At 71.1% G+C, this 25,847-nt stretch carries 20 protein-coding genes and 1 tRNA gene; 9 read left to right on the forward strand and 12 right to left on the reverse strand.

Annotated features, from left to right (window positions below; translation table 11 throughout):
• Positions 1-345 precede the first annotated feature (345 nt).
• On the forward strand, positions 346-969 hold the full coding sequence (locus PSQ21_RS19040) for a response regulator transcription factor (RefSeq protein WP_274031786.1): 624 nt from the start codon (positions 346-348) through the stop codon (positions 967-969).
• Here PSQ21_RS19040 and PSQ21_RS19045 read toward each other — a convergent pair.
• From PSQ21_RS19045 to lanKC, 5 genes are all read right to left on the reverse strand, one after another.
• Complete coding sequence (locus PSQ21_RS19045) at positions 938-2,812, reverse strand: ATP-binding cassette domain-containing protein (RefSeq protein ID WP_274031787.1); 1,875 nt, start codon at positions 2,810-2,812, stop codon at positions 938-940. The genes PSQ21_RS19040 and PSQ21_RS19045 overlap by 32 nt on opposite strands.
• Positions 2,809-4,569 carry an ATP-binding cassette domain-containing protein gene (locus PSQ21_RS19050; protein WP_274031788.1) on the reverse strand — a complete coding sequence of 587 codons (1,761 nt, stop codon included), beginning with the start codon at positions 4,567-4,569 and terminating at the stop codon, positions 2,809-2,811. Before PSQ21_RS19050 ends, PSQ21_RS19045 begins: the two co-directional genes overlap by 4 nt.
• Before the next feature lie 154 nt (positions 4,570-4,723).
• Positions 4,724-4,837, reverse strand: coding sequence for a SapB/AmfS family lanthipeptide (locus PSQ21_RS19055; protein ID WP_274031789.1), 114 nt, complete (start codon positions 4,835-4,837; stop codon positions 4,724-4,726).
• A 67-nt stretch (positions 4,838-4,904) separates the two neighbouring features.
• Positions 4,905-5,018: a SapB/AmfS family lanthipeptide gene (locus PSQ21_RS19060; RefSeq protein ID WP_274031790.1), complete on the reverse strand. Its 114-nt coding sequence runs from the start codon at positions 5,016-5,018 to the stop codon at positions 4,905-4,907.
• 90 nt (positions 5,019-5,108) lie between these two features.
• Complete coding sequence (gene lanKC / locus PSQ21_RS19065; RefSeq protein WP_397989397.1) at positions 5,109-7,715, reverse strand: class III lanthionine synthetase LanKC; 2,607 nt, start codon at positions 7,713-7,715, stop codon at positions 5,109-5,111.
• A gap of 296 nt (positions 7,716-8,011) precedes the next feature.
• Between lanKC and PSQ21_RS19070 the strand changes: the two genes are divergently transcribed.
• The gene (locus tag PSQ21_RS19070) at positions 8,012-10,627 is read left to right on the forward strand and encodes an FtsX-like permease family protein (RefSeq protein ID WP_337961678.1); all 2,616 of its coding nucleotides are present in this window, start codon (positions 8,012-8,014) and stop codon (positions 10,625-10,627) included.
• A gap of 3 nt (positions 10,628-10,630) precedes the next feature.
• Here PSQ21_RS19070 and PSQ21_RS19075 read toward each other — a convergent pair whose 3' ends face one another.
• Positions 10,631-11,848 (reverse strand): sensor histidine kinase, encoded by a 1,218-nt coding sequence (locus PSQ21_RS19075; RefSeq protein WP_274031793.1) that lies wholly within the window; start codon positions 11,846-11,848, stop codon positions 10,631-10,633.
• 208 nt (positions 11,849-12,056) lie between these two features.
• On the opposite strand from PSQ21_RS19075, the gene PSQ21_RS19080 reads away from it, so the two are divergent.
• Entirely contained in the window at positions 12,057-13,313 is a 1,257-nt protein-coding gene (locus tag PSQ21_RS19080; protein WP_274031795.1) for a damage-control phosphatase ARMT1 family protein, read from the forward strand.
• A gap of 360 nt (positions 13,314-13,673) precedes the next feature.
• Positions 13,674-15,395 carry a methionine--tRNA ligase gene (gene metG / locus PSQ21_RS19085; RefSeq protein ID WP_274031796.1) on the forward strand — a complete coding sequence of 574 codons (1,722 nt, stop codon included), beginning with the start codon at positions 13,674-13,676 and terminating at the stop codon, positions 15,393-15,395.
• 148 nt (positions 15,396-15,543) lie between these two features.
• Here metG and PSQ21_RS19090 read toward each other — a convergent pair whose 3' ends face one another.
• Entirely contained in the window at positions 15,544-15,969 is a 426-nt protein-coding gene (locus PSQ21_RS19090) for a hypothetical protein (protein WP_274031797.1), read from the reverse strand.
• A gap of 164 nt (positions 15,970-16,133) precedes the next feature.
• Between PSQ21_RS19090 and PSQ21_RS19095 the strand changes: the two genes are divergently transcribed.
• The gene (locus PSQ21_RS19095) at positions 16,134-16,364 is read left to right on the forward strand and encodes a hypothetical protein (protein WP_164349541.1); all 231 of its coding nucleotides are present in this window, start codon (positions 16,134-16,136) and stop codon (positions 16,362-16,364) included.
• A gap of 392 nt (positions 16,365-16,756) precedes the next feature.
• Here PSQ21_RS19095 and PSQ21_RS19100 read toward each other — a convergent pair.
• Positions 16,757-16,830 (reverse strand) — tRNA-Pro (locus PSQ21_RS19100).
• A 613-nt stretch (positions 16,831-17,443) separates the two neighbouring features.
• Positions 17,444-18,382: a metallophosphoesterase gene (locus PSQ21_RS19105; RefSeq protein WP_274031798.1), complete on the reverse strand. Its 939-nt coding sequence runs from the start codon at positions 18,380-18,382 to the stop codon at positions 17,444-17,446.
• A gap of 99 nt (positions 18,383-18,481) precedes the next feature.
• Here PSQ21_RS19105 and PSQ21_RS19110 point away from each other — a divergent pair, with 99 nt between their 5' ends.
• Positions 18,482-18,946, forward strand: a complete 465-nt coding sequence (locus PSQ21_RS19110) for a GatB/YqeY domain-containing protein (protein ID WP_274031799.1) — start codon at positions 18,482-18,484, stop codon at positions 18,944-18,946.
• A gap of 187 nt (positions 18,947-19,133) precedes the next feature.
• Here the strand turns inward: PSQ21_RS19110 and PSQ21_RS19115 are convergent, their stop codons facing one another.
• Positions 19,134-21,380 carry a transglycosylase domain-containing protein gene (locus tag PSQ21_RS19115; protein WP_274031800.1) on the reverse strand — a complete coding sequence of 749 codons (2,247 nt, stop codon included), beginning with the start codon at positions 21,378-21,380 and terminating at the stop codon, positions 19,134-19,136.
• Between the two features lie 671 nt (positions 21,381-22,051).
• On the opposite strand from PSQ21_RS19115, the gene PSQ21_RS19120 reads away from it, so the two are divergent.
• Positions 22,052-22,402 carry a WhiB family transcriptional regulator gene (locus PSQ21_RS19120; RefSeq protein ID WP_006126397.1) on the forward strand — a complete coding sequence of 117 codons (351 nt, stop codon included), beginning with the start codon at positions 22,052-22,054 and terminating at the stop codon, positions 22,400-22,402.
• A 181-nt stretch (positions 22,403-22,583) separates the two neighbouring features.
• Here PSQ21_RS19120 and PSQ21_RS19125 read toward each other — a convergent pair whose 3' ends face one another.
• Entirely contained in the window at positions 22,584-24,035 is a 1,452-nt protein-coding gene (locus tag PSQ21_RS19125; RefSeq protein WP_274031801.1) for an ArsA family ATPase, read from the reverse strand.
• Positions 24,032-25,006, reverse strand: a complete 975-nt coding sequence (locus PSQ21_RS19130; protein ID WP_274031802.1) for an ArsA family ATPase — start codon at positions 25,004-25,006, stop codon at positions 24,032-24,034. Before PSQ21_RS19130 ends, PSQ21_RS19125 begins: the two co-directional genes overlap by 4 nt.
• Before the next feature lie 72 nt (positions 25,007-25,078).
• Between PSQ21_RS19130 and PSQ21_RS19135 the strand changes: the two genes are divergently transcribed.
• A complete protein-coding gene (locus PSQ21_RS19135) occupies positions 25,079-25,237 on the forward strand; it encodes a DUF4177 domain-containing protein (protein WP_003967454.1) in 159 nt (52 codons plus the stop codon).
• Positions 25,237-25,707, forward strand: a complete 471-nt coding sequence (locus tag PSQ21_RS19140; protein WP_274031805.1) for a RidA family protein — start codon at positions 25,237-25,239, stop codon at positions 25,705-25,707. Before PSQ21_RS19135 ends, PSQ21_RS19140 begins: the two co-directional genes overlap by 1 nt.
• Positions 25,708-25,847: the final 140 nt, after the last annotated feature.

Genomic DNA, 25,847 nt, shown 5'->3' on the forward strand with positions numbered 1-25,847 from the left:
GCGAGAAGTCGTCTGATATGCCCGGATGATCGTTCGGTGGCCCATGCTCCGCGCGTAGATAAACCCTCAACTCGCGGCAGGAAGCGGCAAGTTCAGGCTATTTCAGGCGCCCCGGCGAGGTCGGGAGTGCGGGAACGCGCGGTGCGGGAGGAGCCTTGCCCGGCCCGTCCGCGTCGCGCGGTTTCATCCGTACGGGGCAACCGGTGCTCGGCTCCCGTCGACGGCTCACCACACGGGCCGGATCAGGGGCCGTACGGGCCCCGCTCGGAGATACTGGTGGCCCACCAGATGTGAAGCGTTGGAGCAGGGGGCGTAAACGTGCTGGAAGGAAGAGCCGAAGAAGGCGTGACCCGAGCAGGCGCGCGGATACGCGTGCTTCTGGCCGAGGACGTTCCTTTGATCCGTCAGGCGCTGACCGCGTTGTTGTCCCAGGAACCCGACATCGACATCGTGGAAGCGGTCGACAACGGCGACCTCATCGTTCCCGTCGCTCTGCGCACGCTGCCGGATGTGGCGGTTCTCGACATCGACCTCCCCGGTACGGACGGGATCACCGCCGCGCAGGACCTGCGGCGCGACTTACCGTCCTGCCGGACCCTCCTGCTGACCAGCGTGGCGCGGCCGGAACACCTGCGCCGCGCGTTGGCGGCGAAGGTCTTCGGGATCATCCGCAAGGACGCGCCGACCTCGCGGCTCGCCGAGGACATCCGACAGGTGGCGCAGGGGCGTCGCGTGCTGGACCCCGAGCTGGCGATCGCGTCGGCCTCGGTGATGGACAACCCGCTGACGCCGCGTGAGGTGGCGGTGCTGCGGCTGACGGCGCGGGGGGAGTCGACGCGGGACGTGGCCGCGCAGCTCTACATCTCGGTCGGGACGGTGCGCAATCATCTGGCGTCCGTCGTGGCCAAGACGCAGGCGCGCAGCCGGGTCGACGCGGTCAGGATCGCGACCGAGGCAGGGTGGCTCTGACCCTGTCATCGCTCCAGTGGCCCACCAGGTCGCGGTAGAGGTGCGACTGTTCCAGGACTTCGTCATGTGTGCCGATGACCACCCGGCTGCCGTCCATGAGAAGGATCCGCTGCGCGCGGAGTGCGGAGCTGATGCGGTGGGCGACCACGACGAGTGACCCGGGGCGCCGGGCGAACGCCTCTTCCGCACGCGCCTCGGAGGCGGGATCGAGGTGACAGGTCGCCTCGTCCAACAGGACCAGGGGGGCCGGCGCGAGATAGGCGCGGGCGAGCGCGATCTGCTGTCGCTCGCCCGCCGAGAGGGCGACGGGATCGATGTCGGCGCCGAGTCCGCCGAGAGCGGCGACCAGCGGTCCCGCGCCCACCGCGTCGGCGGCGGCGGTCACGTCCTGCTCGGAGGCGTCGGGGCGCAGGTAGCGCAGGTTCTCCCTGAGCGTGCCCGAGAACACGTACGCCTCCTGCGGTACGAGGACGCGCCGTGCGGACAGGTCGGCCGGGGCGAGGGAGGCGGGGGGCGTGCCGCCGAGCCCGACCCGGCCGCTGCCGGGTTCCAGGACCCCGCTGATCAGGCCGGACAGAGTGGACTTGCCGATTCCGCTCGGGCCGACCACCACGAGGTGCCCCCCTTCCTCCAGTACGAGGTCGAGGTCACGGAAGACGGGATCCGCGTGCGGGCCGTAGCCGAAGGTGACGGCGGTGAGCTCGATGTCGTACGCGACGCCGTACGGGAAGGCGCGCGTGGGGGAGACAGGGGAGACGAGGGAGGCGGGGGAGGCCGGGGGGACGGGGGAGGCCTTATGCGGTGGCCGCCGCCCGTCGGCGGTCGCGCGGAGCTCCTGCCCGGTGGGCGCGGCCGGCCGTGGCGACGCCTCGTGGATCCGGCGCAGGGCCACCGCCAGACGCAGGCCGCTGCCGCCCAGCCCCTGGATGAGCGAGCGGACCGCGGGTTGCAGCCCGCCGGTCACGTAGGTCGCCGCGCCCAGGATCGCGCCGGTGGTCAGCCCGTCCGCGCGGAGACCGGGCGCCGCCGCCAGGAGCAGGATCAGGGGGAGCCAGCCCGCGACGGCCAGGCACAGCACCCGTACCGGCATCAGGGCGGCGAGGCGCCGGGCGGCGGACTCCTGGGCGCCGAGGCGGTCCATCAGTTCCGCCCGTACTCCGTCCTCGGCGCCGCAGGCCACGATGTCCCGGCCGGCCGCGTGCGCGGCGCCCGCCGCCTCCGCGATGTGTTCGTCCGCGACGATGACATCCCGCTGGGCCGAGGCCATCCGGCGCAGCAGCACCAGGAAGAGACCGAGCCCGGCGAGGAACGGCGGCACGACGAAGAGCAGGGCGGGCGGAGCGAGGAACACCAGGCCGAACAGGGCTCCGCCCACCGTCAGGAGGAACCCGCGGACGACCATGAGGACGCCCGCGTACGCCTCGCGCACCATTTCGACCTGGAGGGTGAGGCGGGAGACGCCCGACGCGTCGACGGGCCGGCCCGACACCGCCTGGTCCAGGGAGCTTTCGGTGACCTGGCGCACCAGGTCGTCCCGGAACGGTTCGACCACGTCGGCGAGGAGCGGGTACGCCTGCCGGGTTCCCCACGCGCCGACGAAGATGCCGACCCCCATCAGCGCGAGCCAGGCGAGACCGGTCAGCGGGGCTTCCGCGGCGAAGCCCTGGTCGACCGCCCGGGCCACGAGGTGACCGGCGAGCAGGGCCGGAGCGGCTTCCACCAAGGACCACAGGACCAGTCCGACCAGGAGCCCCGGGCGGGCCGTGAGGGGGGCCACGAGGAGCGGGAGCAGCGCCTCACGCCGGGTCCGGTTCCTCGCATCCCCCCGCGGCTCCCGTCTCACGTGGGCACTTCCTCGGCCGCGGTGGCGCACCCGAAGACCTGCCGGTAGTCCGGTTCCGTGCGCCAGAGTTCGCGATGCGGCCCGGTCCGGCGGACCCGGCCGCCGTCGAGCCACGCGACGGTGTCCGCGCGGGCCGCGGTCGCCGCGCGGTGAGCGACGACGATCCGGGTCCGGTCCCGCAGGGTTTCGGTGATCACTGTGCCGACGCGGTGCTCGGTGACCGTGTCCAGGCTGGATGTGGCGTCGTCGAGGACGAGCAGCCGCCCGGAGTGCGCGAACGCCCGGGCGAGGCCGATGCGTTGCGTCTCGCCTCCCGAGAGGGCGGCTTCCGCGAGAGGGGTCGCGTAGGCGTCCGGGAGCCGACGGACGAAGCCGTCCACGTCGGCGGCGCGTGCCGCGAGTATCGTCCCGGCGGCCGGCACGGCCCGGGCCGGCCGGCCGGTTCCCCGCGCGATCGCATCGCCCAGCGTCTCCCCGAAGAGGGCCGGCCGCTCGAAGGCATGGCCGACGGCGGCCCGCAGGTCGTGGCGGGTGAGCCGGTCCAGCGGTACGCCGTCGAGCAGGACCGTCCCGGCCTCCGGGTCGGCCAGACGTCCGGCGACCGCGGCGAGCAGGGTCTTCCCGGATCCCGATCTGCCGACCAGCGCCATGCACGAGCCTCCCGGGACCGTCAGGTCGACCCCGTCCAGGACGCGCCGTCCCCCGGCGGTCATCTGGACGTCCCGCAGCTCCAAGTGGCCCGGCCCTGGCCGCAGTCGCAGGTCGCCGTACTCCATGGCGGGCTGTTCCAGCACCCCCCGGACCCGCTCCGCCCCTGCCCGGGCCCGGGCCAGCCTGCCCAGGAGCATCGTCGTCATGCCCAGGCCGCTCCCGATGGCCACGTACTGTGCGGCGGCCAGCATCTCGCCCACGGTGATGCGCCCGCCGGACAGGGCGAAGCCCGCCACGGACAGGACCGCGATCTCCAGGAGCGGGGTGATCACGGCGGACCGCCCGGCCACCTGGGTCTGTGCCTGCCACGTCCCACGGCCCAGCCGGCCGAGTTCGGGCAGGACGCGCAGGACCCTGCGTACCTCCGCCCGCGCCGTGCCGGCGGCGGCGATGGTGCGGCGGCCCGCGAGGGCTTCCAGCAGAGCGGTCGCGAGGCGTCCCTGCGTCTCCAGGTACCGGGTGGACACGTCGGAGATGCGACGGGTGAACGTACGCAGGAGCCAGATGACGGCCGGAAAGCCGAGCAGGAAGGTGCCGGCGAGCCAGGGATCGATGAGCCAGAGGGCGACGACACTGCCGACGGCGGGCACGACCGACAGCGCCGCACGCACGAGCACGGCGGCGACGCCGCCCGCCTCTCCCGCCGCCCCCACCAGGCGGCTCACCATGTCACCCGTGGTGGTGCGAGGGCGTCCGGGGCCCGGCCATGTGAGCAGGGGCCCGAGCAGCGACCGCCGCAGCCGGGCCGTGCCACGGGCGGCGGCGATTCCGGCGGCCCTCTCGAACAACGCGTCGGCCAGGACCATGGAGGCGATGGCCACGGCGCAGCCGGCCACCCAGCCGCCCGTGCCGTTGTCGGAGAGCGCGGAGTCCAGGGCCTTGCCGAGGAGGGCCGGGAACAGGATCTGTGCGGCGGTGGAGACAACGGCCGTGACGAGCAGGACCACGGTCCAGACGCCGCCGTCCCGGGCGGTCCGCAGCAGAACGCGGTCTGCCGCGCGGTCCGGTCCCCGGGATACGGTGGGCGTCGGATGACTCGCGGTCAATGCTCTGCTCCCTGGCGGAGGACCGAGGTGTCGCTGGACGGAACACGGCCCGGCCGGCGGGTGATTGCGACACCCGCCGACCGGAACCGCTCACGGCCTGGAAGCCGTGCATGACGTTCTCAGCCCGCTGTGCACGGGCCCGACGCGTCCGGGTTTAGCAGAAGACCCAGCTGGCGTCGGAGCAGTGCTGGCTGCGACCGCTCCCGAGCAGCTCCTCCTCGGGAGACTCGACGGGCAGTTCCATTTCCTGAAGGTCGAGCACGGACATGATGCTTCCTTTCGTCGATGTTCATCGGATACGAGGCGGGCCGGCGAGCGGCCCGATGCGGCCGGGTTCAGCAGAAGACCCAGCTGGCGTCGGAGCAGTGCTGGCTCCGGCCGCTCCCGAGCAGCTCCTCCTCGGGAGACTCGACGGGCAGTTCCATTTCCTGCAGATCGAGCAGAGACATCTTCCAATCACCTCCTTTCGGCGCGGATGCGCGTGCCCGCGTGGCGGGCGCCCTCCGTCGTCGGTGGGCAGGTCTGGGTGGCGCGGGGGATCAGAGGGCCCGGCCGGCGGCGTCGGAGCCGACGCCGCCCGTCGGTCGCGGGCGGAGGAACGGCAGGTGGACCGGGTCACTGTGCAGTGCGGACCCGAGCGCGAAGAGCACACCGGCGGATCCGGTCGCGAAGTCCATCGAGAGCCTCAGCAACTGCTCGCCGGGGAAGGCGAGATGACCCTCGAATTCCAGCGCGTGCCAGTTCAGCGCCTCGATCTGTGCGGCCACGAGCGGATCGGCGGAGGGCGTGGGCTCCGGTGACACGGCGGCGAGATGGGCGAGGATGCCCGCGCGGCCGTTGAAGAGGCCCGACTGGACGTAGAACTGGGAGCCCGACGAGATCAGCGCGCCGGACGCCGCCGTCCGGAAGCGCTCGTCGTCCCGATGGGCGAGGTACTCGTGCACCGCCATGGCCACGCCCGCGCTGCCCTCGGCGAGGTACGGCAGCGAGCGCCAGCCCTCGTTGACGTGGAGGGCGCCGTCGTCACGGACCACGCAACGGCGGAGGTCCTGGCGGAGTGCCGTCGCCGCGAGGTCGAGGAACGTCTCCTCGCCGGTGGCTTCGTAGCAGCGGACGAAGAGCAGGGCCGGGCCCGACGAACCGTGCATGAGGCCCGCTTTCGGGTGGGGCCCGCCGCTCGTTTCGGGAACGTCCGTCTCCGAGCCGATGCGTTCCGCCACGGTGCCGGCCACGTCGAGGGCGGCGTCCCGGAGGGCGGCGTCGCCGGTAGCTCCCGCGAAGTGGAGCAGGTTGAGTCCGACTCCGGCCAGGCCACTGAAGAGGTCCGTGCCGAGGCGCTGCCACTTCTCGGCCGTACACCGGTCGAGGACGCTCCGGGCGTCGTCGCGATGTCCCAGGTGGTCCAGGGCGAAGGCCACCCCGTGGAGTCCGTCGTAGAAGCCGATCCTGGCCCGCTGTTCCTTGCGCAGCGCTCGTTCGCGAAGCCATCTGCCGTGCTCGGGCCGATGGTCGGCTCCGGTGACGTCGAGCGCGTACAGGACGCCCGCCGCGCCGTGGGCCATGTTGAGCGCCCCGGTGGTGAACTGCGCGATGTCACCGGGGAACAGACGGTCGTCGCGGTCCACCGTGGCGCTGGCCAGAATTCCCGCCGCCAGTGAGTCGCGTACGGAGGGCCAGCTCTCCCGGTCGGCGCGGGGGCGGGCCGACCGGGAGAGCCGGTCCGTGACGCCGCCGCGGACGCTCTCGTCGGCGTCCGCGGCGGAGCTGTCGCCGAGGATCTTGCGGACAGCGGAGTCCAGGAACTCCCTCGGCACCGGGAACCGTGCGGCGATCTCGTCGGCCAGTTCCGCGGCCTTGCGCAGGTCGTGCCGGAGCAGCGCGGTCAGCGGCAGGAACACCGCGAGTTCGATGCAGCCCAGGGCGTAGGTGTCCGCAGCGAACCCCTCACGGTCCCGGGGCGCGGCGTACGCGGGGTGCCCCAGCATCCGGGCCGCTCCCGCCTCGGCCGGAGCCGCGACCTCGAAGTCGATCAGCCCCACCCTGCCGTCGTCGCCCACGATGATGTTGTACGGGTGCAGGTCGCCGAAGACGATGCCGCGCTCGTGCACCGAGGCGACCGCACGCTCCACGGCCCGGCAGACGCCCATCGCCCATTCCGTGTACGCGGCGAGCTCCGCCGGATCGGCCCGCGGTCCGGTCTCCGGGTACTTCAGGCCGAAGAACTTGCTCAACGGGCGTCCCTCGATGAGCTCCTGGGCGAGGAAGTGGTGGCCGTCCACGGTGAAGTGGCCCAGCAGCGCCGGAACGGCGTCGAGGCCGGCCAGCTGCTCCAGGACGTCCCGCTCCTGCTTGAGCCGGCTGACCGCGTCCCTCCCGTCGGCGGTCAACCCCGCGTACGGGCGTGCCTCCTTGAGGATGACCTCCCGGCCGGTGCGGACGTCCTCGGCCAGGTAGACACCGCCCCCGTTGGAGAAGTGCACCGGGCGGCGGACGGTGTACGGCAGGTCGGCCAGAGAGGTGGCGCGCCGTGCCTCGGCGTGCGGCTCCAGGAACTCCGGCAGGGTCACCCAGTCGGGGACGTGGAAGCCGGGAAGGCGGCGATCGGGTACGAGCGTGCCGTCGGGCCGCTCGATGGCGGGCTCCAGGACGCCCTTCCCGGAGACGACGTGGCGCTCGACGAATCCGCCGTAACGCACGTACAACGGGCCCTGGTTCCAGCGCAGATCGCTCAGGATGTACGGGCCCGGCTCGCCCCCGACCACGGTGTCGATCCCGTCGAGCACCTCGCGGAGTTCCGCCTCGTCCGCCGGGTAGATCGTGACCAGCTTGCCGCTGGCTCCCCGGGTCGCGTACTTCATGTTCCGCAGCTGCAGGATGTGCTGGCCGCGCAGGAACTTGAACGGGATGCCACGGGGGACGCAGTAGTTCCAGACGGCGTCGAGGATCTTCTCGGCGTTGTCCCTGTGCCCGGAGGCGTGAACCTTCCAGCCCTGGGCCGGCCGGCGGGCGCCCTCCGGTGTGCAGACGAGCCAGTCGTCCTGGCCGACCCTCTGCCACCCGTGGGGGAGCTCGCGGCCCGCGGCGGTGAAGGCGTGTCCGTCGTCCTGAGCCGTCGAGGGCGAGTCGAAGAACGTCCGGTCCACCATGCAATACGCCTCGTACCGCATTTCCGCATCCCCCGTATCTCTGGCGCCTGCATGCGAAGTCGTCTGCATGCGAGTCGTCTGCGTGCAAAGTCGTCTGCATGCAAAGTCGTCCGCATGGGAAGTCGCCTGCATGCGAAGTCGCCTGCATTCGATTTACTCGAACGACTCGAAATCTTTCATGGGCGAAATGGCTTCGCCAGTACACAACACACAAGTCAAACCGTGAAGAACACATGGTCCGGGGTGGTGGAATCGGCCAAAACCCTTGGTCGACAAGGGAGTTGGTGAATATTCTCATGAGCTTCGGTAGGCTACCGCTACCCGGATCGGGAGAATCCATTTTTGCTCGAGAGGTGTCTGTGTTCCGACTCGCATGGCGGACCCTTTCGGGCCGCAGGGCAAGCTGGGTGGCGAGTTTCGTTGCTCTTGTCCTCGCGCTGATCATGACGACGGCATGTGCCGTTCTCCTTGAATCGAGTACGCGCGGAAGCTCTCCCACCGAGCGGTATTCGGGGACGGACGTGGTCGTGTCCGGACAGCCCTTCGTGCCCCGGGCCGAACAGCTCGGTGCGGCGCTGGAAGGGCTGCCCGGCGTCGAGCGGACCGTGTCCGAGCTGTCGTTTCCCACCACGGCGGTGGACGGATCCGGTGAGCTGGTCGAGGCGCCGTGGGGCGGCCCCTCCCTGGGCCACTCGTGGGACAGCGCGGTCCTCGGCTCCTTCGCCCTCCGGGAGGGGCGGGCCCCCGCCGGGGACGGGGAAGTCGTGCTGGACGGCGCCCTCGCCGAACGCCTCGGCAGTGGCATCGGGGACTCCGTGCGGCTGGCCGGCCCCGAGGGGCCGCACGTGTACCGCGTCGCGGGCATCGCCGACCCGCCGGCCCGCCTCGTCCGCCAGTACGCCGTGTTCCACGCGCCCGGGGAGGCGGAGCGGCTCGCGGACTCCGCCGAGCCGGTCCGTGCCGTCGGCGTCCTCGCGACCGCGTCGACGGATACCGAAGCACTCCGGCGGCAGGTGGAACGGCGGGTCGACCGCTTCTACGGGGACGGCGGCGCGGGGGTCGTGGTCGCCGCCGGGGCGGAAAGGGCGGTGGCGGAGTTCTGGAACGTGCCGGATCCCGGGTCGGTCCTCTCCTCCCTCGTCGGGACCTTCGGGGCGCTCGCGCTGTTCGTGGCGGGGTTCGTCGTCGCCGGCACCTTGTCGCTCGCCGTCGCCGGCCGGATGACCGAGATCGGTCTGCTGCGGGCCGTCGCCGCCACCGCGGGCCAGATCCGCCGGATGATCGCCGCCGAGGCGCTCCTGGTGACCGTGGCGGCGGCACTCGCCGGCGTACCGGGCGGCATCGGTCTCGCACTGCTCCTGCACCGGCTCCTGGTGGACGGAGAGGTGCTGCCCCCTTCGTTCACCCTGTCCGTGGGGCCCCTCGCCCCCTGGCTGACCCTCGCCCTGACCGTGATCGTCGCCCAGGTCGCGTCGCTCACGGCCGCCCGGCGCGCTTCGGGGGTGCGCCCGGTGGAGGTGCTGCGCGAGTCGGCCGCTCCCGCGCCGGGCATCGGGTGGCGGCGCGTGCTGGCCGGGGTGTGCGTGCTCGTCGCGGCGGCCGGCGCACTGGGCGCGGTGGCCACCGGACGCCTGGACGGCGACGGCGGTACGGCCGAGAGCATGGTCCTGGTCCTGATGGTCGGGGTGGCGCTGCTGGCACCCCCGATCTGCCGGGGAGCGGGCGCGGTGCTGCTGGTCCCCGTACGTCCGTTCCTGCCGTTGGAGGGCCGCTGGGCGGTACGGAACCTGCGGGGGCAGAACGCCCGGCTCACGTCCACCGTGTCGCCCCTGGTGCTCGCGGTCTCCCTCACCGGAACGCTGCTCTGCGCCCCACTGATCACGTCACAGAGCGTGGAGCAGGCGGAACGACAGCGTCTCCTCGCCGACCATGTCGCGACGTCGACGGGCCAGGCGATCGCGCCGGGGTTCGCGGAGCGCGCCGCCCGGATACCCGGAGTGGCAGCCGCCTCGGGGCAACTGTCCGTGGACGGCGCGCTGCGGCGCGCGGACGCCGACGAGAGCGACGCCCGCTCCGTCATCGGCGGCAGGCTGATCGCGATGCGCACCGATGCCGTACCCCACCTGCTCGACCTCGGTGTCCGTACGGGCTCGGCCGACCGGATCGACGCGGGGTCCCTGGCACTCGGGGCCGGCGCGGCCCGGGACCTGGGTGTCGGGGCCGGGGACCGGGTCCGTGTCGACTGGGACGACGGCGCCCACGACACGTTCCGCGTCGCCGCCGTCTACTCCCACGACCGTGGGTTCGCCGACGCGCTGCTCCCCCGTGCCTCAGCGGTACGGCACGCGCCGGCCGCCCTGGAGGACGCCGTCCTGGTCCGTACCGCGGCGGGCGCCGACCGAAGCGGCGTCGAGCAACGGCTGAAGGCCCTGGCGGCGCAGTACCCGGGGGTCCGGGTCGACGGCGGAACAGGACGGACCTCGCCGGGCGCGGACGGCGACGCCGGGGCCGCCGGGGTGTTCGTTCTGCTCCTGCTGTTGATGATCAACGTGTTCACCGCCATCGCCGTCGTCAACACCCTGGGCATGGCGACGGCGAACCGTCGGCGGGAGTTCGCCCTGCTGCGGCTGGCCGGCGCGCAGCCGGCCCAGGTCCTGCGCATGCTCGCCTGGGAGGCCGTGCTCACCTGCGCGGTCGCGCTGGCGCCGGCCGCGCTGATCTGCGCGGCGGTGCTGGTCCCGCTCAGCCTCGCGCTCACCGGCTCGGCCGTCCCGGCCCTGGCCGGATGGCCGTTGGCGGCGCTGGTGGCCGGAGCACCCGTGGTGACCGCCGCGACGGCCGTACTCGTCGGCAGGACGGTCATGCGGCGTGCCGCGAGCACACCCGGCGGGCTGGCCAAGGCCGTCTCCTGACGGTCACCCCTGTCTGGACATCCCGTCCGGCCTCATGGCCCGGGCGCCGAGGCCGCTGTCAGGACGCGCGTCCCGGCCCGTACGAGGCAGCGTGACCGAGAGCCGGAACTCACCGTTCCCGTCGGCCCCGGCGGTGAGCAGGCCTCCCTGCTCCGCTGTCCGCTCACGCAGGTTGCGCAGGCCGCTGCCGCCAGGGCCCCCGGGCAGCGCGCTGCCGGGTACGGCGGGCCCCCCGCCGACGGGGGCCCCGTCGTTGGAGACCTCCAGACACACCCAGCCACGGTCGTCCGGGCCGTCGCCGACGGTGAGGCGGATACCGCAGTGCCGGGCCTTGCTGTGCCGCAGCACATTGGTGACGGACTCCCTCACCACGATGGCCAGCATCCCGCAGGCCTCCCCGGACATGGGGCTCCCGGCCAGGTCCACGTCGACGGTCACACCGAAGGATTCGAGCAGCTCGGCCGCCGACCGCGCCTCCCGCTCCAGGGACAGCACCCGGTATCCGGCGGAGACGGCCCGCATCTCGGAGAGTGCCTGCCGCGCGAGGTCCTGCGTCCGGATCAGCTCCCGCTCGGCACGGTCGGCATCGCTGTGGACGTAGCGCTGGATCCCCTCGCACTGGAGGGCGACGGCCGTGAGCGAGTAGCCGCCCAGATCGTGCAGATCACGAGCGAACCGCAGCCGTTCGTGGTCGACGGCTCGCTGTGCCAGTTCGGACCGGGCGGCCTGCAACTCCTCGGCGAGATCCGCGAGCCGCGCCACCCCGAAGAGGGCCAGGCCGCCGACGGCGTGGGACACCACCGCGTTGACGCCCTGGCTCATGGTCTCCCCCAGCGCGAGCGTCAGCGGAGCCTGGAGACAGACGAGCGCGGCGAACCCGGTCCATGCGTGAGGCAGGGGCGTGGTCAGGAGGACCGCGGCGGCGAAGGACCCCGGAATGCCGACCCAGGTGTCCTGGAAGAAGAGGTACGGGACATAGGTCACGACCCCGTGGGCGACGAGCGACCACGGCCACCACGGCTTCCGGCGGCGGACGGTCACGCGGGCGGAGTGCCGCAGATGAAGACCCAGGGTCGCGGCCAGAATGGCCGAGGAGGCCACCAGCGGCCCGAGCCCCTCCCTGTTGGCCGCCGTCGCCGCCACCGCCGCGATGCAGAAGCCGACAGCGACCAGGCGCACGATGACCCGCGCAAGCCGCGGGCTGTTCCCGTCCTCCAGCACGTTTCCCCCTCGGCGTTCCCTGCCGCAACACTGGCGAGGATACGCAACGGGGCCTGACCGCAAGGGCTGAGCGGCCGACCGCCCGCCCGGCCCCAAGCACGGCGGAGCCCGTCCGCGATCCGGTGGCACGTGCGGGTGGAGAACGGGGCCGGCGGCGGCGCCCTGGCCATCATGGACGCATGGGCGAGAAACGAAGGGCTGGGACACCATGAAAGAGAAGACCCCCCGTGCGAGGACGCCCCGTGCGAGGACGCCCCGTGCCTCGGGCGGAGAGGCGGCTCGCACCTCCCCGTCGGCCGCCGCGTCGGACGCTCCGGTCATCCTGAGCAACGAGCCCGGTTCGTTCGCCCGGGGTGTGCTGGCCGAGCGCCACCCCGCTCTCATCCAGCAGGTGCGCGACGCCTTCCCGTACGACCCGAGCCGGCACGAAGCCCTCGACGCCCTGCTGGACGAGATCACCAACGGTGTCGTCGAACGGCTTGCCCCCACGGAACGCGACCACGAGCGCTGGGCGGTCTCGGGGCAGGAGCACTTCGGCCGCTCCTGGTACGACGCTCCGTTCCTGTGGGCGGAGAGCTACTTCTACCGCAGGCTCCTCGGAGCGGTCGGGTACTTCGGCGCCGGTCCCTGGCAGGGAGTCGATCCGTTCGCGCCGTTCAAGAAGGCCGAACTGGGAGGCGGCGCGGTGGAAGAGGAACTGCGCGCCCTGGACGCGCTCGCGAACGTGCCGGCCGAGGAACGGGCCACGGCCCTGCTCCACGCCTCACTCTGGGGCAACCGCGCGGACCTCGGCTTCCGCGTCACGGCGGGAGAACCGGAGGCCGCAGAGGCCGCCCCCGCGCTGGTCGCCGACGACAGCGCCCTCCTGTGGCGGCTTCTGCCCGCCGGAGCCGACGCCACGGTCGCCGTGGTGGCGGACAACGCGGGCCGAGAGCTGATCCCCGACCTGATCCTCATCGACCACCTCCTCGAACAGCGGCATGCCGACCGGGTCGTACTTCACGTGAAGCCCCACCCCTACTACGTCTCCGACGCGATGACGGCCGACGTCGTCGACTGCCTCCGCCGCCTCGTCGAGGCGCCGGGTGAAGCCGGCGGCATCGGCGGCCGGCTGTGGAAGGCCATGGCGGCGGGAAACCTGGAGGTCCGCACCCACCCGTTCTTCTGCGCTCCGCAGCCGTACGGCGAGATGCCGGAGGACCTGCGCGGCGAGTTCGCGGGCGCCGCGCTCACCATCCTGAAGGGCGATCTCAACTACCGCCGCCTGGTGGGCGACCGACGGTGGGACGCCACGACACCCTTCGCCGATCTCACCGCGTATTTCCCGGGGGCGGTGGCGGCGCTCCGGACCCTGAAGTCCGACGTCGTCGTCGGCCTGGAGGAGGGAACGCTGGACGCTCTCGAGCACTCCGGGGACACCTGGCGCACGCGCGGCACCCACGCGCTGATCCAGGTGCGGCGGTAGCACGGACGAGCGGTTCCTTCTCGGGCCATGCGGACCGCCTCTCGGGCCTCGGATGAAAAGGGGGAATACGTAACCACGGACATACGGGCCTAATATGAGGACCGCCTCGGCCGTTCGAGACTCGCTTGGCCGCCTGTCCCGGACGGCCGAGCGCCTTTCCGCGCGAGCCCGGCCGACGGTGAACGACTCGGCGGAGTGGCACCCGGGTGCCATACGATTGCGGCGGCTTGCAGCTCCGGCCGTCACCATGCGTGACACGGTTGAGCGCCCCTGTGCGGTCGCGCCTGCTGCACCCTCCCGACTTCGGTCCGCCGCGGGCACTGCCGCCGGCGCCAAACGTACGAAATGGAGCATCCAAGGATGGCTCGACACCTGGTAACCAGCGCGCTTCCCTACATCAACGGGATCAAGCACCTGGGCAACATGGTCGGGTCGATGCTTCCGGCGGACGTGTACTCCCGGTACCTCCGCCAGCGTGGTCACGACGTCCTGTACATCTGCGCGACCGACGAGCACGGAACGCCGGCCGAGCTGGCGGCCAAGGCGGCTGGGGCATCGGTGGCGGAGTTCTGCGCCCGGGCCCACGACGCGCAGAAGGCTGTGTACGACGGGTTCGAGCTTGCCTTCGACTACTTCGGCCGCAGCTCTTCGCACCAGAACGTCGAGATCACGCAGCACTTCGCGCGGAAGCTGTGGGAGAACGGCTTCATCGAGGAGCGGGCGATCCGCCAGGTGTACTCGCCGGTCGACGGCCGTTTCCTCCCCGACCGTTACGTCGAGGGGACCTGTCCGCACTGCGGTTACGACAAGGCGCGCGGCGACCAGTGCGAGAACTGCACCCGCGTCCTGGACCCGACGGACCTGCTGGAGCCCCGCTCGGCGATCAGCGGCTCCACGGAGCTGGAGGTCCGCGAGACCAAGCACCTTTTCCTGCTCCAGTCGAAGCTCCAGCACGAGGTCGAGGCGTGGGTGGCCCGGCACGAGGCCGACTGGCCGCAGCTGTCCTCCTCCATCGCCCGCAAGTGGCTGACCGAGGGTCTCCACGACCGGGCGATCACCCGCGACCTGGACTGGGGCGTGCCGGTCCCGGCGGACACCTGGCCGGAGCTGGCGGCCGAGGGCAAGGTCTTCTACGTCTGGTTCGACGCCCCGATCGAGTACATCGGCGCGACGAAGGAGTGGGCGGACGCCGCCCCGGACGGCGAGAGGCGCGACTGGAAGTCGTGGTGGTACGAGGCCGACGACACCGTCCGCTACACGCAGTTCATGGCGAAGGACAACGTCCCGTTCCACACGGTGATGTTCCCCGCCACCCAGCTGGGCGTGCGCGAACCGTGGAAGAAGGTCGACGTCGTCAAGGGCTTCAACTGGCTGACGTACTACGGCGGGAAGTTCTCCACCTCGCAGAAGCGGGGCATCTTCACCGACGCCGCGTTGGAGACGCTGCCGGCCGACTACTGGCGCTACTTCCTGATCGCCAACGCTCCCGAGTCCGACGACTCCTCCTTCACCTGGGAGCACTTCGCCGCCACGGTCAACAAGGACCTGGCCGACACCCTCGGCAACTTCGTCAACCGCGTCCTGTCCTTCTCCCGCAAGCGCTTCGGCGACGAGGTCCCCGAGGGCAACGCGGCAGGCGAGCCGGAGGCACGGCTGGGCGGCGACATCGCCCGCCTCCTCGCCGAGTACGAGGAGCACATGGACACCCTCCAGTACCGCAAGGCCGGTGCGGCGCTCAGGGCCCTGTGGTCGGCGGGCAACTCCTACCTGGAGGAGAAGGCCCCCTGGCTGGAGATCAAGACCGACCCGGAGGGCGCGGCCCTGACCCTGCGCACCGCGATGAACCTCATCCACCTGTACGCAATCGTCTCCGAACCCTTCATCCCTGCCTCGGCGGCCGCGATGCGGGGCGCCTTCGCCCTGACCGCCGACACCGCGACCTGGGTGACCGCCGAAGAGGCGAAGTCCCTGGCCTCGGTCCCGGCCGGCACGCCGTTCACGGTCCCGCCGGTGCTCTTCGCGAAGATCACGGAGGAGGACCTGGAGTCCTACAGGGAGCGCTTCGGGGGATCCGACGCCTGACTGCGTCTTCGGCGCCCGTACCGACTGCGGCTTCGTCCGACGGTACGGGCGCGGAAGCGCCCAGCCGGTTCATGTCGGCTCGGACTCAACCAGGGCGGGGGGCTACGTAGGTGCCGCTCTGCTCACCTGCTGCACTGGCCCGTAGTGCTCAGGCCACGGCCGGACTTGCCCCATGGCGTTCGTAGAGCCGTTTCACCTGCGTAATCCAGAACTCGAACTTCTCGTCTGCGGATGCACTCATAGGCAGAAGCCGGAGGTCTTTGGCCAGCTGGTAGAAACCGGATCCGGCGTCGTTGGCACCCAGATAGTTCACCAGTGCCGAGAGCATGACAGGAGGGTCGGAAGGGGTGATCTCCTGATCCCGTTCCACGATCAATCCGAGCAGATGCCCCACGGCCGCGCGCTCATCAGCCCGGTCGAAGTCGAAGGCGCGGCAGCCGGTTCGCTTGGCCAGGGTGACGCTGAGCTCTGTGTAGGAGGTGAGCTTGCCAAGTTTCGCGCGCTCGACGAGGAATCCCCGTCCGGCGTCTACGAGCACGTCCCACTCGCTGTCTGCGCGGCCGTATCCAGGCATCCCGTCCCCTCCGAGCCAAGCCGATCCATACGCGGAAACGTACAGTGACGGCGCGGGTCCCACAATCGCTCGTTCGGTGGCGAATGAGTGCGAAGTCAGGACAACCCTCTTTGCCCATCTTGCCCTTACGGTAAGGCGAGTTGGCAGGCAACCTCGGAGGGCATATGAGCAGCACTCAGACTCACGCTGAAATTCTCAGCGAGGCCATCCACGCCCTCTATGGGACCTGGGACGCTGAACGCGCCTTGGCGGCCCTGTTCGGAGCGGGATACCGTCCAGCTGATGTGGCGACCGGGAAGAAGCGGGCACGCCAGGTGCTCCGAGAGCTTGCCGACGCCGGTGTCATCGTGAAGGTGAGTGCGAGGCCCGTGGAGTATCGACGCACTGACAGCTGATCTGTTGCCGACTGGGCGCGGCGCGCCCTGCTAGATACCGCCCACGGGGCCAGGTTGGCCCTGCCTGCGTCGTGGAGCGCCGCAGTCCCCTCCATAGTCAGCCCGCCCGGTGAGCGGGATCGGCCCCGGCAGCCGACCGGCAACCATGGCGAGACTTTCCCCTCTGTCCCTCGCCCGCCTGGCGGCTTAGGTCGAGCGCTCCAAGCCCAGGGCATGTGCGGCCTTGGTCATAGCAGCCCCGCTCCGCGGTTGGCCTCCCCGCATCCCTCTGGGAGCCGACGGGGAGCCGCCTCCCGTGCTTGGCTCCCAAACGGCTCCCAAGATGACCCCAGGAACGAGTCAGGGGCCTGATCCACTAAGTGGATCAGGCCCCTGGCCTGGTGTTTCAGCTGTCGGGGTGGCGGGATTTGAACCCACGACCTCTTCGTCCCGAACGAAGCGCGCTGCCAAGCTGCGCTACACCCCGATGTCCACCGGACTCCCGGCGACATCGATTACTTTAGCCCACCGGCGGCCGGAGGCGAAATCCGGTTTCTCCGGTGCTGGAACCATCCCGCCACGTTCGGCCGGAGACGGTCCACGGTGGTGATCAGGATGCCCAGGGCCGCGAAGAGGAGGCCGAGGGCGAGGGCCTGGGTGAGGGCGCCTGCGTAGCCGTACGTGTCGATACGTGTCGACGTCGAGGAACGGGTACGGGTAGCGGGCCGGGGCGCCGGGGGAGAGCAGGGCGCCGCAGGCCAGGGTGAGGGCCAGGTAGGCCGCGGGGCGGACAGCCAGAGCGGGATGCGGGCCGGGCGCAGGGTCCGGGGGCCGTCAGCAGGAGCCAGCGCGCGGCGATGGTCAGGGGGCGCCGTGTGGAGCAGGGGGCTCGCGGCGGCGGGCCAGCAGGCTCCTGGGGGCGGGCAGGCCCGGGGCGGGGTCATGATGTGACCGTGGGCGGGTGGGAAGACCTCCGCGACGCGTCCGCCGGCCCGCATGCCCCCCGCCCCGACGGCTCGGCGTCAGGGGCTCCGGCCCGCGTGCCCCCCCGCCCCGACGGCTCGGCGTCAGGGCCCCCGGCCCCGGCCCGGGGGCCTCGCTCAGGCCTTCGGCGTCAGTGTCAGCAGAGTGGCCTCGGGCGGGCAGGCGAAGCGGACCGGGGTGTAGCGGTTGGTGCCGCAGCCCGCGGAGACGTGGAGGTAGGCGCGCCGGTCGCCGACCGTGTGGCTGGACAGGCCCTTGACCCGGTCGGTGTCCAGGTCGCAGTTGGTGACCAGCGCCCCGTAGAACGGGATGCACAGCTGGCCGCCGTGCGTGTGGCCCGCCAGGATCAAGGGGTAGCCGTCGGCCGTGAAGGCGTCCAGGGAGCGCAGGTACGGGGCGTGGACCACGCCGATGGAGAGGTCGGCGCCGCTCGGAGGGCCGCCCTGGACCTCGGCGTAACGGTCCCGCTTGATGTGCGGGTCGTCCAGGCCGGTGAACGCCAGCTCCAGGCCGTCGAGCTTGAGCCAGCCCCGGGTGTTCGACAGGTTCAGCCAGCCTGCCTTGTCGAAGGCGTCGCGCATCGGCTCCCACGGGTTGTGGACGACGCCGACGGCGGGGGCGTTGCCGTTGAGGCCGTGCTTGCCCCGGGCCTTCTCCAGGAGGTAGCGCGCGGGGTTGCGGAGCTTGGGGCCGTAGTAGTCGTTGGAGCCGAAGACGTACACCCCCGGGAACTCCATCAGCGGGCCGAGCGCGTCGAGCACCTCCGGCACGGCCTCCGGGTCGGAGAGGTTGTCGCCGGTGTTCACGACGAAGTCGGGGCGCAGCCCGGCGAGCGACTGGAGCCAGGCGCGCTTCTTGCGCTGGCCGCTCACCATGTGGATGTCGGAGACCTGGAGCACGCGCAACGGACGTGCCCCGTACGGGAGCACGGGAACGGTGACGCGTCGCAGGCGGAACGAGCGGGCCTCGAACCCGGCGGCGTAGGCGAGTCCGGCCGCGCCCACCGCCGCTCCGACTGCCGTGACTTTCAGGGGTACTCCGTAGCGTGCGCGCATGCGCCCATCGTCGCAGAAGCGGAACCGTGAGCGGAAAACCGGTGGGGCGGCCGGAAAACCGGTGGGCGGCCCGGGCCCCGCACCTGTCACAATCGCGGCATGACCACGCTCAAGTCCAAGCTCAAGGAAGACCTTCACACGGCCATGAAGGCGCGTGACGAGCTGACCTCGTCCACCCTTCGGCTCACCCTCACCGCGATCACCAAGGAAGAGGTCAGCGGCAAGTCGGCGCGCGAGCTCTCCGACGACGAGGTGCGGAAGGTGATCGCCAGGGAGGCGAAGAAGCGCCGGGAGGCGGCCGAGGCCTTCGCCCAGGGCGGCCGGACCGAGCAGGCCGAGCGGGAGAAGGCGGAGGGCGAGCTGCTCGACGGCTACCTGCCCCAGCAGCTCTCCGACGACGAGCTGAACGCGATCGTGGCGTCCGCCGTCGAGGAGGCGAAGGCCGCCGGGGCCGAGGGGCCGCGTGCGATGGGCGCCGTCATGAAGATCGTCAACCCGAAGGTCGCCGGGCTCGCCGAGGGCGGCCGGGTCGCCGGCGCGGTGAAGAAGCTCCTCGCCGGCTGAGGTACGGGGGAGGCTGTGAAGCCCACGACCTTCACGACGCCTTGATCCGGTCCAGGTCTCCGGCGACCGACGTCACGGCGGCCGGAGACGACGCGGAAAAGGGGTGGGCGCCCCGGTCCAGGACCGGGGCGCCCACCCCTTTTCTCTGCGCTGTCCGTACGGGTACGGGCAGGGGTACGGATGTGGGTCAGGGGCCGTTCTGGCCGCGCCCGCCACCGCCCGGTCCGCCGATCATGCCCTCGGGGAGTTCGATGCCGGGGAACCGGTCGTTGCCGCGGTCGGGCTTGGCGTCATCGCGGTCGTCGTCGTCGCCGCGGTCGCGGTCCCGGTCGCCCTTCTCCTCGTCCTTCTCCTTCTTCTCCTTGCCCCGGGGGACGGCGACCTGGTTGAACCCGGGGGTCTCCGACGCGTCCAGCGCTCCGGTCATCGCGATGCGCCAGATCGGACCGGGCAGACAGCCGCCGCAGACCTTGTCGTAGTACTGGCCGCCGATGGTGACGTTGAACATCGAGCTCTTCTCGCCGACGTCGTCACCGACCCACACCGCGGTGGAGAGGTTCGGCGTGTACCCGACGAACCAGGCGTCCTTGCGGTCGTTGGTCGTACCGGTCTTGCCCGCGTTGTCCCGGTCGCTGAGTCCGGCCCGTGTGCCGGTGCCGTCCTCGACGACGCCCTTGAGCATCTGGTTGATCGTGTCCGCGGTCTTCTCGCTCATCGCCCGCGAGCAGGACGTCTTCGGCACGGGGATCTTCTTGCCCTGCGGGTCCTTGATGGACTCGATGGCGATCGGCGTGCAGTACGTGCCCCGGTTGGCGAACGCGGCGTAGGCGCCGGCCATGGAGAGCGGGGTGCTCACCTCACTGCCGAGTGTGATCGACGGGTTCTCGACGACCTTCTTGCCGTCGCCGCGCTCGTAGCCGACCTTCTTGGCCATCTCCACGGTCTCGCAGAGGCCGGCCTTCTGCTCCAGCAGCGCGAAGTAGGTGTTGATGGACTTGCCGAGCGCGCTCGTCATGTCCCAGGTGCCCTTTTCGGACTCCAGCTCGTTCTGCAGGGGCCAGTCCGCGTAACCGGCGGGGGAGCCGGAGCAGTTCCGGAAGTCCCGCTCCTTGAGCGTCATCTTCCAGTCCGTCGAGAACGTCGTCGCCGGGCTGATGCCCTTCTCCAGCGCCGCGGCCGCGGTGAACGGCTTGAACGTCGAGCCGGTCTGGAAGCCGTAGGTGCTGCCGCCCATCTTGTTGCTGACGGCGAGGTTCAGCACGGTCTCGTTCTGTTTCTGGTCCAGGCCGTAGGGGCGGGACTGGCCCATGGAGAGGATCTTGCCGCTGCCCGGCCGGACCTGCACCACGGACGCCGCGAACTTGTCGTCCTTGTTGACCTTCGCGGTGGCCGCCTCGTTGGCGGCCTTCTGGGCGCGCGGGTCCAGCGTGGTCCGGATGGTCAGGCCGCCGAGGTTCCAGAGCTTGGCCCGCTCCTCGTCGGTCTTGCCGAAGGCGGGGTCGGTGAGGATCGTCTTGCGGACGTAGTCGCAGAAGAAGCCGGAGCCGCTGACGGCGGTGATGCAGCCGTTCTTCGGCCGGGAGACCTTCAGCTTGATGGGCGTCTCCATGGCCTTGTCGGCCTCGGCCCGCGAGATTTCCTTGACCGCGGCCATCCGTGCCAGCACGACGTTGCGGCGCTTGGTCGCTTCCTCGATGTCGTTGACCGGGTCGTAGCGGCTCGGTGACTGGACGAGGCCGGCGAGCAGCGCGGCCTCCTCCAGCTTGAGGTCCTTGGCGCGCTTGGAGAAGTAGCGCTGGGAGGCGGCCTCGATGCCGTACGCCTGCTGCCCGAAGAACGTGATGTTGAGGTAGTTCTCCAGGATCTTCTTCTTGCCGAGCTCCTCCTCGACCTGGATCGCGTACTTCAGCTCACGGACCTTGCGGCCGAGCGTCTGCTGCGTGGCTTCGGCGACCTTCTCCGGGTCGTCGCCCGCCTCCTCGACGAAGACGTTCTTCACGTACTGCTGGGTGAGGGTCGACGCGCCCTGCGCGGCCCCGCCCGCCTGCACGTTGCGGTTCATCGCGCGGAGGATGCCCTTGAGGTCGACCGCGCCGTGCTCGTAGAAGCGGGAGTCCTCGATCGCGATGATCGCGGCCTGCATGTGCGGGGAGATGTCCTTGAGCGGGACGACCGTGCGGTCACGGGAGTACACCGTGGCGATGGTGCCGCCGTCGCGGTCCTGGATCGTGGTCCGCTGACTGAGCGGTGGCGTCTTGAGGTTGGAGGGGATCTCGTCGAATCCTTCGACCGTCCCCTTGGCGGCGAGCCCCAGCGCTCCGGCTGCGGGCAGCGCGATGCCTGCCAGGACAGCTCCGGAGAGCGCGGCGACACCGAGGAACTTGGCGGCCTGCTGGGTCGTGGTGAGACCCCCGCCCGAGCGCTTCTTTGGCATAGGGGGCAGCCTAATCCGTAGTGATGATCGTGTCGCAGGAGCAGGGGTCTCTCGGAGCGTTCGGGTACCGGACCGTGACATCCGGGCGGGTCCCGCCACCTGTCGTCCGCCTGTCGACCGCTTGTTGGCGCATCCCGCCGTCGGCCGTCCGCCTGTCCGGCGTCGGCCCGGCGGACCGGCCGCGGCCTTTCCGGCGGGAGCGTGCCGGGCCTCGCGGCGCGGGTGCGTGAACGCGGGGCGCCCGCGTTCTCAATCGCCGGACAGACGGACAGGCTCTGGCCTAAGCTGTTCTCAACTGTCACAGCAGTCCGGTTCCGTATCAAGTCCCGTGCATGCCCATGCGCATCTTCTGGTCATTCTTCACCCGGCGGATGAGCAACCGCATTGTCCTTCGCGTAGCCATCGAGGCGCTCCCGAAACGCCCTGTATGTCACGAGAAGTCCCTGGCAACTTGAGTGCACTGTCCTCTTTTCGCAGAGATAGTCGCGCATGTCCTCGGCTCACTCCCCTGGGTGATCTGCCGCATACGCATAGTCCGTTCGGACCATTCAAGATTGGGCCCGAAGGGGGTGTTGTGCTGTCCCCACCTTCCGTAACGTCCTCAACTGGCAGCGGTGAATATGCCGCTTCCGCCGTGGGGGAGCCTCGATTCGGGAGAGGACGGCGCCGGCATGGGCTGGGTAACCGACTGGAGTGCGCAGGCAGCCTGCCGCACTACCGATCCGGATGAACTGTTCGTACAAGGGGCAGCGCAGAACAGAGCCAAGGCGGTGTGCACCGGATGCCCGGTGCGGACCGAGTGCCTGGCCGATGCGCTCGACAATCGCGTCGAATTCGGCGTGTGGGGCGGAATGACGGAGCGGGAGCGCCGCGCACTGCTGCGGCGCCGGCCCACCGTCACGTCCTGGCGCCGACTGCTGGAGACCGCGCGCAGCGAATACGAGCGGTCCACCGGCATTCTGCCCGGAGTCATCGGGCTGGAGGACGAGGAACTGCACGAGACGTACGCGGCCGTCGGGTAGGCGTCGACGCCGCTGGGCCGGCCCGTGTGCCGCCAGGCCGGGGCCGCATTGCACCTGGTCAGAGCGTCAGGGCCGCTTTGGTACCTGCGCGGGGCCGCTGTGCCGCCTGGTCGGGCCGCGTGCTCCGGAGGGTGCACCAGCTGCCTCGGTGGCGGTGTTACGCCGCCCCCGTGAACGGTGTCTACGCCGCTCCGGCAGGGGCCGGCGCGGAACCGTCCGCCAGGCGGTCGCCGATGGCCCGGAGGCCGTCCAGGTCGTGGACGTCGCCGGGCAGCGCTGCCACGGCCGTCACCGGCACCTCGGGGTGCAGCGCGGTGAAGCGGTCGCGGGTGCGGTGCTCACGGGCGACGAGCTGCATGCGCTCGGCGTGCAGACGCAGCAGACCCGCCGTCAGTTCCTCGACGCCCACGCCGACACCCACGTCGGCACCGACGCCGACGGCAACGTCGGCGATCTCGTCAGTGGTCGCTTCGGCGGGGCCGGTCGCGGGAGTCGCGATGTTCTCGTGGGGCGGCTCGTTCTCCGTCGTGTCCTGGTGCTCGGCTGCGGGCTCGGGCCCGGACGCCCGGCCGGCCTCGGGGGAGAGGAGCGGCTCGGTCGGTCCGGAAGCAGTGACCGCCGGGTCGGGGGCTTCCTGGTCACCAAGGCCAGCTTTCCCGGCCCTCTGATCCACAATGCGGCTGTCGTCAAGATTTTCCGCGGCGGCCAGAGCCTGCTCGGCGGAGAGCCGCGAAGCCTCGCTGCCGTGCACACGGTTGAGCACCAGACCGGCCAGCGGCATCTTCTCGGCGGCCAGCCGTTCCACGAAATAGGCGGCCTCGCGCAACGCGTCCTGCTCCGGCGTCGCCACCACGAGAAAGGCCGTGCCGGGCGCCTGGAGCAGCTTGTACGTGGCGTCCGCGCGGCTGCGGAAGCCGCCGAACATGGTGTCCATCGCGGCGACGAACGTCTGGACGTCCCGCAGGAACTGCCCCCCGAGCAGCTTGCCCAGGGTGCCGCTCATCATCGACATACCGACATTGAGGAATCTCATCCCGGCCCGGCCGCCCACCCTCGCGGGTGCCATCAGCAGCCGGATGAACTTCCCGTCGAGGAACGACCCGAGCCGCTTCGGCGCGTCCAGGAAGTCCAGCGCGGAGCGCGAGGGAGGGGTGTCGACGACGATCAGGTCCCACTCGTCGCGGGCCCGCAGCTGCCCGAGCTTCTCCATCGCCATGTACTCCTGCGTACCGGCGAACCCGGCCGACAGGGACTGGTAGAAGGGGTTCTCCAGGATCGCCCTGGCCCGTTCGGCGTCCGCGTGCGCCTCGACGGTCTCGTCGAAGGTCCGCTTCATGTCGAGCATCATGGCGTGCAGTTCGCCCTCGCCGTCGATGCCGTCGACCCGCCTCGGCACGTTGTCCAGCCGGTCGATGCCCATGGACTGGGCGAGCCGGCGGGCGGGGTCGATGGTGAGGACGACGACCTTCCGGCCGCGTTCGGCGGCCCGTACGCCGAGGGCGGCGGCGGTCGTGGTCTTGCCGACCCCGCCGGAGCCGCAGCACACGATGATCCGGATGCCGGGGTCGTCCAGCAACGCGTCCGTGTCCAGACCCGCCCCGGCCGCGGCCGTACCGGATGTGTCCGCTGTCATGCGTCCCCCTCTTCCCCCGCGCCCTGCTTACGGAGCTCCGTGGCCAGGTCGTGCAGCGTGGCGAGATCCACCCCGTCGCCGATCAACGGCAGCTCCGCCGTCGGCAGCCCGAGACCGGCCAGTACCGCGCGCTGCTCCCGCTCCAGGCCGACCCGCTCGGCGTGCTCGGCCGCCTGCTCCACCAGGGGGCGCACGAGCGCCGCGGAACCGGTGACTCCGGCCCGGGTCAGCGTCCTGGCGATCTCCTTGCGGCGGCCGTCGGCGGCGGTGCGCAGGGCCTCCTCGTCGAGCAGGTGAGGGCGGACCATGTTCACGAAGACGCTGCCCACGGGCAGTTCGGCGGCGCGCAGCTCGGCGATGCCGTCCGCGGTCTCCTGGACCGGCATCTCCTCCAGGAGGGTCACCAGGTGGACCGCGGTCTGCGGGGACTTCAGGAGCCGCATCACGGCCTGGGCCTGGTTGTGTATGGGGCCGATCCGGGCCAGCCCGGCGACCTCGTCGTTGACGTTCAGGAAGCGGGTGATCCGGCCGGTCGGCGGGGCGTCCATGATCACGTGGTCGTAGACGAACCGGCCCTGCTTGTCCTTGCGGCGTACGGCTTCGCACGCCTTGCCGGTCAGCAGGACGTCCCGGACCCCGGGCGCGATGGTGGTGGCGAAGTCGATCGCACCGAGCTTCTTCAGCGCCCGGCCCGCGCTGCCGAGCTTGTAGAACATCTGGAGGTAGTCGAGGAGCGCGCGTTCGGCGTCGATCGCCAGCGCGTGCACCTCGCCGCCGCCCGGCGCGACGGCGATCTTGCGCTCCTCGTAGGGGAGCGCGTCGGAACCGAAGAGCTGGGCGATGCCCTGCCTGCCCTCGACCTCGACGAGGAGGGTGCGCCTGCCCTCGGTCGCGAGGGCGAGCGCGAGGGCGGCGGCGACCGTGGTCTTACCGGTGCCGCCCTTGCCGCTGACGACCTGGAACCTGCTCACGTATTCGAGCCTAACCAGTCCGGCCCCGGCCTACGCACGGGACCGTACGTGCCAGGCGTTACAGTCGGGCCCATGACCAAGTGGGAATACGCGACCGTGCCGCTTCTCGTGCACGCGACCAAGCAGATTCTGGACACCTGGGGCGAGGACGGCTGGGAGCTGGTCCAGGTCGTTCCCGGCCCGAACAACCCCGAGCAGCTCGTGGCCTACCTGAAGCGGGAGAAGGCGTAGTGGCGGGCGCCGTCGAGGCGCGGCTCGCCGAGCTCGGCCTGACCCTGCCCGCCGTCGTGCCGCCGCTGGCCTCGTACCAGCCGGCCGTGCGGTCCGGGGCGTACGTGTACACCTCGGGCCAGCTGCCGATGGTGGACGGCAAGCTCGCCGTCACCGGCAAGGTCGGCGCCGAGGTCACGCCGGACGAGGCGAAGGAGCTCGCGAAGACCTGCGCGCTCAACGCGCTGGCCGCCGTGAAGTCGGTCGCCGGCGACCTGGACCGGATCAAGGGCGTCGTGAAGGTCGTGGGCTTCGTCGCCTCGGCCTCCGACTTCACCGGCCAGCCCGCCGTGATCAACGGCGCCAGCGAGCTGCTGGGCGCGGTCCTCGGCGACAAGGGCGTGCACGCCCGCAGCGCCGTGGGCGTCGCCGTGCTGCCGCTGGACGCGCCGGTCGAGGTCGAGGTCCAGGTGGAACTCGTCGACGGCTGAGTACCCCTCGTCGCCCGGCCCCCCGATCCCGTCCGGTCACCTCGACCGGGCGGGATCGGTCGTACGGGACCGGTCGTACGGGATCGGTCCCGTACGACCGGTCGTGCGGGTGCGGGGCATCCCGGGCGGGTACGGGGCAT

It is taken from the genome of Streptomyces sp. MMBL 11-1 (assembly GCF_028622875.1).
Classification (GTDB): Bacteria; Actinomycetota; Actinomycetes; order Streptomycetales; family Streptomycetaceae; genus Streptomyces.

Excerpts from the sequence above, each read along its gene's own strand:
- PSQ21_RS19070 (WP_337961678.1), top strand. The coding sequence starts at position 8,012 with ATGAGCTTCGGTAGGCTACCGCTACCCGGATCGGGAGAATCCATTTTT.
- lanKC (WP_397989397.1), bottom strand. The coding sequence starts at position 7,715 with ATGGTGGACCGGACGTTCTTCGACTCGCCCTCGACGGCTCAGGACGAC.
- PSQ21_RS19080 (WP_274031795.1), top strand. The coding sequence starts at position 12,057 with ATGAAAGAGAAGACCCCCCGTGCGAGGACGCCCCGTGCGAGGACGCCC.
- PSQ21_RS19060 (WP_274031790.1), bottom strand. The coding sequence starts at position 5,018 with ATGTCTCTGCTCGATCTGCAGGAAATGGAACTGCCCGTCGAGTCTCCC.
- metG (WP_274031796.1), top strand. The coding sequence starts at position 13,674 with ATGGCTCGACACCTGGTAACCAGCGCGCTTCCCTACATCAACGGGATC.
- PSQ21_RS19120 (WP_006126397.1), top strand. The coding sequence starts at position 22,052 with ATGGGCTGGGTAACCGACTGGAGTGCGCAGGCAGCCTGCCGCACTACC.
- PSQ21_RS19055 (WP_274031789.1), bottom strand. The coding sequence starts at position 4,837 with ATGTCCGTGCTCGACCTTCAGGAAATGGAACTGCCCGTCGAGTCTCCC.
- PSQ21_RS19110 (WP_274031799.1), top strand. The coding sequence starts at position 18,482 with ATGACCACGCTCAAGTCCAAGCTCAAGGAAGACCTTCACACGGCCATG.
- PSQ21_RS19090 (WP_274031797.1), bottom strand. The coding sequence starts at position 15,969 with ATGCCTGGATACGGCCGCGCAGACAGCGAGTGGGACGTGCTCGTAGAC.
- PSQ21_RS19095 (WP_164349541.1), top strand. The coding sequence starts at position 16,134 with ATGAGCAGCACTCAGACTCACGCTGAAATTCTCAGCGAGGCCATCCAC.
- PSQ21_RS19125 (WP_274031801.1), bottom strand. The coding sequence starts at position 24,035 with ATGACAGCGGACACATCCGGTACGGCCGCGGCCGGGGCGGGTCTGGAC.
- PSQ21_RS19105 (WP_274031798.1), bottom strand. The coding sequence starts at position 18,382 with ATGCGCGCACGCTACGGAGTACCCCTGAAAGTCACGGCAGTCGGAGCG.
- PSQ21_RS19115 (WP_274031800.1), bottom strand. The coding sequence starts at position 21,380 with ATGCCAAAGAAGCGCTCGGGCGGGGGTCTCACCACGACCCAGCAGGCC.
- PSQ21_RS19135 (WP_003967454.1), top strand. The coding sequence starts at position 25,079 with ATGACCAAGTGGGAATACGCGACCGTGCCGCTTCTCGTGCACGCGACC.